Annotated in this window: 9 protein-coding genes and 1 pseudogene; 1 reads left to right on the top strand and 9 read right to left on the bottom strand. The window is 40.4% G+C overall.

What is annotated here, in order from left to right:
• From T515_RS15230 to T515_RS15205, 8 genes and pseudogenes are all read right to left on the bottom strand, one after another.
• A partial coding sequence (locus T515_RS15230; RefSeq protein ID WP_036612969.1) for a helix-turn-helix domain-containing protein occupies nucleotides 1–223 on the bottom strand: 223 nt, incomplete at its 3' end.
• 9 nt (nucleotides 224–232) lie between these two features.
• Nucleotides 233–460 carry a YgiT-type zinc finger protein gene (locus T515_RS15225; RefSeq protein ID WP_036613057.1) on the bottom strand — a complete coding sequence of 76 codons (228 nt, stop codon included), beginning with the start codon at nucleotides 458–460 and terminating at the stop codon, nucleotides 233–235.
• The gene (locus T515_RS15220; RefSeq protein WP_036613048.1) at nucleotides 457–771 is read right to left on the bottom strand and encodes a DUF4258 domain-containing protein; all 315 of its coding nucleotides are present in this window, start codon (nucleotides 769–771) and stop codon (nucleotides 457–459) included. Before T515_RS15220 ends, T515_RS15225 begins: the two co-directional genes overlap by 4 nt.
• Before the next feature lie 378 nt (nucleotides 772–1149).
• Nucleotides 1150–2451 (bottom strand): group II intron reverse transcriptase/maturase, encoded by a 1302-nt coding sequence (gene ltrA / locus T515_RS15215; protein WP_036613047.1) that lies wholly within the window; start codon nucleotides 2449–2451, stop codon nucleotides 1150–1152.
• Nucleotides 2452–3005: 554 nt separating this feature from the next.
• Nucleotides 3006–3146, bottom strand: a complete 141-nt coding sequence (gene tnpA / locus T515_RS17505; protein WP_155988411.1) for an IS66 family insertion sequence element accessory protein TnpA — start codon at nucleotides 3144–3146, stop codon at nucleotides 3006–3008.
• 110 nt (nucleotides 3147–3256) lie between these two features.
• A pseudogene (locus T515_RS18525) lies at nucleotides 3257–3444 on the bottom strand (kinase); the annotation flags it as partial.
• 147 nt (nucleotides 3445–3591) lie between these two features.
• On the bottom strand, nucleotides 3592–4734 hold the full coding sequence (locus tag T515_RS15210; RefSeq protein ID WP_036613042.1) for an EpsG family protein: 1143 nt from the start codon (nucleotides 4732–4734) through the stop codon (nucleotides 3592–3594).
• A 1-nt stretch (nucleotide 4735) separates the two neighbouring features.
• Nucleotides 4736–6058, bottom strand: a complete 1323-nt coding sequence (locus T515_RS15205) for a hypothetical protein (RefSeq protein WP_036613041.1) — start codon at nucleotides 6056–6058, stop codon at nucleotides 4736–4738.
• A gap of 1061 nt (nucleotides 6059–7119) precedes the next feature.
• On the opposite strand from T515_RS15205, the gene T515_RS15195 reads away from it, so the two are divergent.
• A complete protein-coding gene (locus tag T515_RS15195; RefSeq protein WP_330372694.1) occupies nucleotides 7120–8001 on the top strand; it encodes a transposase in 882 nt (293 codons plus the stop codon).
• A 203-nt stretch (nucleotides 8002–8204) separates the two neighbouring features.
• On the opposite strand, the gene T515_RS15190 is transcribed toward T515_RS15195, so the two are convergent.
• The gene (locus T515_RS15190; protein WP_036613039.1) at nucleotides 8205–8741 is read right to left on the bottom strand and encodes an acyltransferase; all 537 of its coding nucleotides are present in this window, start codon (nucleotides 8739–8741) and stop codon (nucleotides 8205–8207) included.
• Nucleotides 8742–9043: the final 302 nt, after the last annotated feature.

Raw genomic sequence — 9043 nt, 5'->3', positions numbered from 1 at the left:
GGTTCTTCCCTCGATTCTCTGCCGGATCAACCCCTGACAAAAGCCATTCCGGAGACACATCCAGAGCTTTACATATTGCCAGTATCTTATCAGATGATGGATTTGTTTTGTTCTTCTTCCACTCGCTGATCGTGCTCTGCTGTATCCCTGCTTCCTCTGCAAATTCCCGCTGTGTCATAGAAAGCTGCCTTAATCTCTCAAATATTCTTTCACTGATAGTCATGATCTTCTCCTATGCGGCTTTCTCGAAATCCACAACTGTAACTTCTTGAACAAGCAACTTTACACGTTCTGTAATTTCCTCGATCTTTTGAACAATATCTCCTGTATAGAAGATCTCATCACATTCAGTACATTTATAACATGGAATGTTACGAATAACCAAAACGCCAAATCCGAGTTCAATTGCTTCAGTTGTAGTACTCTTGAACATTTCTTTTCCACATTTCATGCACTTCATAATTGCTCCTTTCTGGTTTTCCAATCTGTTTCCCATCTATCCGAATCAGGTATATATGCTGTGATCAGATATATCATTTCATCATTTATACTTGCCACGATATGTACAACCTTCTCCTCAGTCTTTCCAAGTATCAGACAACTTGGAAAAGGGTAATCTTCCGGGTAATCCTCTATGATTTCTCCAGTATTTATGGCATTGACAATATCTAGTACTTTAATTCCTCTCTCCGATAGTCGTTTTCTACTATGCTGTGTCAAAACCATTCTTTCTGGCTTATTTAATTCTTTGAATTGTTCTATCAGATACAATCTATCGCCTCTCTAAAAAAATCTACATCTATAATATTTCAAATACTCACTTAGTTACTCAAAACAATAAAATATCACAAATTGCTTAGTTCTTTGCTTCTTACTCCAAGTGGTTTCGTATATACACCTTAGTCAGTCAACTGTTCCATACACTTACCTTTTGTTGTTATACATAATATATGTACAGTTATATTTGCTAATCTTCAATTTTATGAATCATACCCTCTAGAAACGTATTTGTCAATACCCCAGCACATATGTTTATAAAATCTTTATGGGTCGAGTAGACAAGGGAGATCTCTCTCCCAAGCCCCTCACGGATCCGGACATGCGGCTTTCTCGCATCCGGCTCTTTACGAAATTACTTGACTCCGCTATCTAAATATAGACATAAAAGGTCTTGGGTCTTACGACCGGATGACCATTTGTTATCATGTCATAGAAACCCGCCCTAGTGTAGCTTCTTTTCTGGCTTCTCCTGTTCAGCCAGTAATACAGGCTGTTCAATACATTCCATCTGAATTTCATAACTTTCGGGTAGTTTCCATAAAAGCCATAGTAATGGTAATAGCCTACAAGAACTTGGTTAATCCAACGTATGATGTTCACAGTCTTTTCCGTGCGTAACCTACCAATCAAATCATGCATAACTTTGCATTTCTTGATAAACTTCTTGCGACTCGTTATCCTCCGCACTTTGAACTTTCCGTACTTAGATTTAGAACAGACGTGTGTGAAGCCCAGAAAATCGAAAGATTCAGGCTTGCCCTCGTTTCTTCGTTTGCGGTTCTGTTCCGCGAAACGTCCAAACTCGATGAGCCTACACTTTTCTTCCGCTAGGCTGAGTCCGAAGTACGCCATCCTATGTTTCAGTCGCTCGTAGAATTGCTCCGCTTCCCATTTGTATTGGAAGCAGACCACAAAGTCATCGGCATAGTTAACGATACCAGCGTAGCCTTTAAGCTGTGGCTTCACTACTTCGTGGAACCACCATAGCAGGACATAGTGCATGTAGATATTTGCCAATATTGGAGAACAGACAGAACCCTGTCCACTTCCCTGTTCAGTAGGCTCATATCCGCCCATATCCTTGACAACTCCGGCTTTAAGCATCACCTTTACAAGCCTCAGCACTCTTGGGTCTTTGATTCTTGCCCCTACGAACTTCATCATCCAATCATGGTCGATATTGTCGAAGAACCCTCTGATGTCCGCGTCAAGCACCCAACTTGTACAGTTACCACCTATCTGATTATTAAGTAGCTTCAGTGCATCATGACATCCACGATTAGGTCGGAAACCCATCATTTCGTCATAGAAACACGGCTCATATACCGCCTCTAATACTCTTTTGATTGCTTCCTGAACCAATTTATCCTCATAGCAATAAATGCTCAGAGGTCTGGTTTTGCCATTGTCTTTAGGTATTTCAACGCGCCTTGCCGGTTTTGGATGATACGCTTTGCTTTTCATCCTATCCATAAGGTCAAAGAGATTCTTCTCCAAATCTTTGTTGTATTCATCTTTGGTTACACCATCGATTCCTACCGCTTTCTTCCCAACCATCTTGATGTGGCAGTCTGCTAACATTTCAATGTTTATCAAGTGCCCAATGGATGTGAAAACCATGTTTGGGTTTTCTTTAGATAGCTGTGCTATTCTCTCCAGTTTCGTTGCCATTAGTTACCTACCATCTGAGTGTAGTTAATGTTTCCCCTTTAAGTTTGTTCCGTATGGCTGGAAAAAGAGGTTACTTTCCCGTTCTCGACTTCCCTCCGATGCTTATACCTAACGGATTTCGCATCATCTAAGGTACTATTCGGCCATCCGACTGCCTGCCTGCCGTTTGCCTCGTTTCCTTTCTGGTTACTTTGGCATACCACTTATACATTATTGCCCCACACACTAATCGGAGCTGATATGGAGCAAACAGGCTCTCCCCATTCGACGCTGAATAATTGTGCAACATGAACGGGTCTTCCCGACACCGTCGGAGTGTACGTATCCTCACCAAAACGATTACGCACATGTTGGCTTCTGCCCGTGTAACAGCATCACCCTCCAAATTGAGTATTTCGGTGCTCAATGTCCGTCCCTATTGCCTAACTGTCTACGCTTAAACCTAACGTTACCGTTTCGGCTCCAAGACTCGTTAACGGTGGATTGGTTAATCCTTTCCGTATGGGGTTTCCACCCATTATCTAGAGCGTCCTACATGGGCGCACTACACGGTACTAATTATCATAATAGCCTTTTATGGAAACCCCATTTTGGTTACACCAATCAATGACAGTAAGACCGCTGGATCTACATTCTCTAATCAGTGAGAGCCATTTTTCTTCATTGACCTGTCTCTTGGGCGTCAAATTGCTCATTAGTTACCTCCGCTGGAGTTTTTAGTGATTCACTAAAAACTCTCATAATATTTGATGCCATTGTTTCACTAATTATTGAAGAAGTCAGTACACGATCTTATTGGACGCTTACGCTCCATCTTTGAATATGCAAGTTCTGTACTGTAATCAAAAATGGCGGTAAATGACGCACCGTCACATAGCAGTATTTATCAAAAGTCGTTGACAATACCGCTCCGCCATGCTCTCTAAAAAATGAATCCATATCTGTTCCGCCGCCAAAAAACGACATACGGAATGGAGTTTTTGTAATTATCATTATGATTTCCTAAATTTGTTATTTGCCTATACCCTCTTGAATTAAATTGACGTCCCAGCTTAATGGCATTGCCAATGGCTCCCTACATCATCACCGGACTGGTCATCCGGCAGCAGTCATTACATGGGAGTATATAACAATATCATCTCAATAGCTAAAAATGCTTCTGTAATTCCACACTGCGTCAGCATGGTAATTAAAGTAAAATACAGCGATCAAAATCATATATGATATCAGTTTCAGTAACACTCTGATCCTCTGTGCGCCAAGTTCCTTAAAGCCCATGAGTTTCCCGCCCTGAGCTTCAGAAATAACATAAAGCATATGAGGGTACAGCACTATGACGGGAATATAGAAGTATGTCCCAAATCGCTCAAACTCAAGTATCCATCTTCCAAAAAAATACAGTATAAAGTAAAATGCCAATCCGCCGAGAAACACTCCTTCATAACGTGCCTGCAGCTCTTCCGTTTTTATTCCCGATATTCTTTTCAACCCAAACACAAAAAACAAGGTGACAAAAATAAGAAACAATATCCATATAGTGTCATACAATCCAAATGCAAAGGATCTGAACATCTCATGTCTTCCAAAATATTTCGGGATGAATGTTGCCACGATCCATGTGAGTACAGTCTCCTTCAAGGCATTAAGAATTGCAAACAAACTTCCGGCAGTGATATAAAAGCTTGTTGTGAATCTGTAATGAAGAAGGAAATATCCCGGAATCATGACCAGTGCTGAAGTATGGAAAGCTGACGCAATGAGTATGAGTATAAAATACCTTATGAACTTTCCGCTTCGGATATATCTGTAAGCATATAAGACAATCATAACCGCGACAAGCTGCCTTATATAGTAAAAGCCCAACATAAAAAATATCGTTATGAACATACTTAGACTCAGTGCATAGTCTGTGGAATAGTCCTTTATACACCTGCCAAGGATGACAAACGCCACAAAATATATAAACACATACACCGACTGAAACGGCAGCCCGAGAAGCGTAAATATCCTAAATATACTGTAGACCGCAGGGTCGCGAACAGCATGCCGGCCTACCGAAACCATACTATACATAATCTGATAGTTATCATAATCCGAGTGGACAGAACACTGCAGTGCATATATCAGAAAAACAGGAAGAAAAGCTGCCATGGCATAGATATCGGACTTTATCTTTATGGCATAATCCTTCAGGAAAACTGTTTTATCTATACCGGATTCCTCTTTTTTCTGCCATAGATATGCCAGTGGAACCGTAATCAGGATCAGAATAATGTATGTCATATTATTTCAGTATTATGGTACCCAAAACCCTGCAGCCTATAAGTTCAAAGCGACGAAGCTCTCCTGCATAATCACCCTTTGTTGTTTTGTTGAGCCTTTCCACAAGTATAACTGCGGTATGCCCGTCAACAAGATCAACTGTTTCCGGTGTATCCGAAATACACGGGGATGAAGAAAATTCCATATCACTAGAATCATATCTACTAAAGATTTCTTTTATTTCGGAAAGCAGCAGAACATCCGATGAACCTGTAATGAGAACTTTCTTTATCTGCATGCCCTCAGGAAGCAGTTTATGCATATATGCTCCGGCAAGCTTCACAGCTGTTTCCATATCGGTACAGGCACGTTCGTCACCTTCCAAATGTCCGATAAGTGTCTGAAACGGATGTAATACAGCCTTTACTTTACCCGATTTTACTGTTGCAAGTATGGGTGTGCCAAATTCACTTACCTCAGAAATCGAAGTAAACTTTACATTGGTCACTTCAATAAAAAAACTGACAAATATCGCCAAAAAAGATGCGATAACCACACCCCATGCCGCTGCTTTAAGTGACTTTTTCACTATATTTGACAGTAACGGTCTCTCTGTTGTCACCACCGAACCCGTAGACGTGACCGGTATGAGTCCGTTATCAGCAGCAGGCAGGTCTATGTCTGCTGCCCTGTCAATAACCTCATATTTAAAGTCGCCAATCAGATCTGCAGTCTGAGTTACAAGCAGATTCGTTGCCCGCTCACACATAGATTCCGACAGATCTTCATCACCTGTCGCGGCAGAAACGATTATGAAATGTCCAACTGTGTCAGTAGAAGCATTCACAGCCGCGTATCCTGACGGTATGGCTGTATAAGCGGAACTCACATAGCAGTCAAATATATCATTGAAATCGCCGTAGGAGTAAGGTGCCTCAAGAACCGTATGCAGACGATAATTATAAGTTACCATACGGTTACGAAGCCTGTACTCCTCAGCCATGGCATCCTTAAAAAACTCCGTCTGAAGCGCATCCATCATGGCAGCGGATTTAAACAAGGATAATGCGGATTGGATGATGAGAGACGTTTCCTCCTGAGGTACATATATCACCTTTTGTGCAGTATAAATGTAAGGATACTCCGCACTTATCACCTGATTCTGAGATACAGAGCCGTCCTCCGTATAGTTAAAGTATGATCTGCTTCCGGGGATAAATGAACTTAAAAATCCCATGACACCAAAAAGGATAATGAGGAACAGCCATAATCCCATATGTCTCAGCACATGAATAAGAAATGCATTTATATCAAAATATTTTTCAAAGCTCTTGTTGTTTAACATATATAATGTTTTCCCTGTCTTACTTCAAAGAAACTCTTAGGATGACCAAGTCTTTACTGCGTGGTTATATGTCAGCTCATCACATCACCGTCTTCTTTCATGTGTCATATAGTACTGCTGTTTATCACCGTACATCTTTTGATCGGCCTCATGATTCAGCTTATCAAGAGATTTGTTTCCACTTTGGACTGCATATCCTATAGAGCATGTATATTTTGTTTTTTTCAGCACCCGCTTAGGAAAAACCATCCTTTTTTGCAGTCACTTCATACCTCTGTTACAAGCAATGCCATTTAGCCAGCCCAGCTTAATTGAGTTTTCTCCGAAAACTCAATTAAGCCCTTATTTTATGCGGTTTAAGCCACTTTTGGAAATATCGCATCGGCTGGCACCTCTGTAACATAACCTTAAAATTTATTATTGTTTTTTTCTCTTTCTGGTATTGACATAATTTCAAAAATGTGCGGGCGTCTTATCTGGCTAAAGCCAGATAAGACGCCCCTTAGATTAATAAAGCAGTGACACCACTCAACTACTTCTCAATCTAAGGAGGCACACACCTATTATGAACAATAAACCAGAGGATGTAAAATGCAAACTTGAATCAATCTTAAAAGATATGTCAGATCATGCATGGCTATACTCAAATGGTCCGAGCCGCGATTTCACACGCCAAAACTACGGCAAACTATCCTTCTACAACACTATCTAACTGATTCTATCAATGGAAAAAATGGCCTGCGCAGACGAACTAATTGATTATTTCAAAATGGATGCAGATACTATCCCATCACACTCTGCCTTAATACAACGTCGCCACCAAATTAATTCTGCCGCTTTTCCTTACCTATTCAAGAAATTCTCTTCTTTCCCTCAGACTACGCATAGCTTCAAAGATTACTGTATCCTTGCCTGCGATGGAACTCACGTCGTTTACTCAACCAACTCTGAAATAATCGAAGATTTCAATAAGCCTCGGATGGTAGACCATAAAGGTTACAATCATATGCACCTAAACGCTTTCGTTGGCGTAGTCTCAAAAGCTATTCTGGATGTAGTTCATTCAGCCTGGTCAAAAGCCTGACGAGTGGGCTGCTCTTCATACAATGCTTGACCACTTTAAGCCTGAACGCCCTGATTCTTATATCATTACCGCTGATCGCGGATATGAATCTTATGACCTGCTTTTTCATCAGGAGCTACGAAAATTTCGCTATGTACTTAGGGTAAAGGCTCCTGACTCATCCAAAAGCATTCTGTCTTCTTTTACAGATGAACTCCCAGAGGATCAGGACGAGTATGACGTTACAATAAAGCGTTACTTTACCGACAAATATACCAATGAGATGAGAGAACGCCCTCAAATCTATCATCACATGAACCCATCAAAAATCATTCCTCATTTTCTGCCTTTGCTTGATAATCGCCATCTTGTTTATCTGAATTTTCGAGTAGTAAAACTCAAAACTCCGGATGGCTCAGTTGAATATCTCATCACTAATCTTCCGTTTACCTTTAGCATGGAAGACATCCGGGCCTGCTATCATTGGAGATGGGGCTGTGAGGTCTCATTCAGATATCTAAAGCACGCTGCCGGTCTGCTGTATTTTCATTCAAAGCTTCCTGAATTTCTTTTACAGGAGATATATGCAACACTGGTCATTTACAACTTCGGTGTATTTCTTGCGAATGAAGCTGCCAATGATTATCACCAGCATCATCATGATCCGGACAACAAGTACCGGTATACCGTCGATTTCTCCACAGCCTTTAGGACAGCCAGAAAGTTTTTTTCTCAAGCAAACGAGAAAACCATCGACATCCTTAGGCTTTTGTGTCGTTTTGTTCATGCTGTCAAAGAAAAATACAGGAAGTTTGCACGTCCTCTCAGAGGCATCAGTGCCATTCGGTTCAACTATAGATTGTTCTGTGTTGTACATTGACTCTTAAACATCATTCTCTTTAAGCAGCTCCTTGTTGACTGTTTGTTTGCTGTGCTCATTTTTAAACCAATGTAAGTTTTTTTAGTAAAGCAGCACTTCTTCTATGCCTATGATGTTTATGTTCCAACTATGTCTTACTTAAATTGACGCCCTAGCTAAATGGCATTGCCTATGTCCTCCAGAAATTTTACGACAGGGAAAGTTTAAGATTTAATATTATATTTTTTTAAAATATATTTCTTTTTTTCTGTGGCATTCAAATGTTTGGTGTTATCTATCTTATCTCTACATTTATCAGCATACTCTTGAATAGTTTCTATCTTTCGCGCAGGAACACCTGCTACAACTGATCCAGATTGAATATCATGAGTAACAACAGCACCACATCCTACGATAGAATTTTTACCAATATGTACCCCTGGCATAATTATAGCATTTGTCGCTATATGGACATTATCCTCTATTACAATTTTTTTAAAAATGTCAGCATCAGAAAACTCTTGATCATAACCGGAAATATCAGAGCGAAGAACCCACAAACCGCCATCATGTGTGAATAATTGAACTCCAGAATTTATTCGTACATGATTTCCAATTTCTATGAGGTAAGGCTCACTTCCGAAATTAGCACTTTTATATATTTCGCAATTATTGCCAATTTTGACACCTTTTCTTCTTAGATAATTTGGATATTTTGAACTTGGAATCAACTTTACTAGTAATGATTCAATAATACTCATATACTGTTTGCTCCTCATAATTATCTTACTCTTTTTATTATTGCTCTAAACAAATCTTTCTCATGATCGGTGACAGGTACCTGTATTGTTCACACTAGGAACGGAGTCTATGGGGTCTCCCCTGTTGACACTCCATCTTTGTATTACATGAATAGCTCCTTCCGACACCGCCAAAGCATCTGCCATCTCGCCATAACGAAGGCAGATATATCGACTTCCGTACTGTCAACTACGTCGTCCTTTGGATTTATAGTCTTTCGGTGCTCAATCACTATCCCTGCAACCATGCTGTCTACGCTTCG

Origin of the sequence: Oribacterium sp. P6A1 (genome assembly GCF_000702885.1) — a bacterium.
Classification (GTDB): Bacteria; Bacillota; Clostridia; order Lachnospirales; family Lachnospiraceae; genus Oribacterium.
This window is presented reverse-complemented; position numbering and strand designations above follow the sequence as displayed.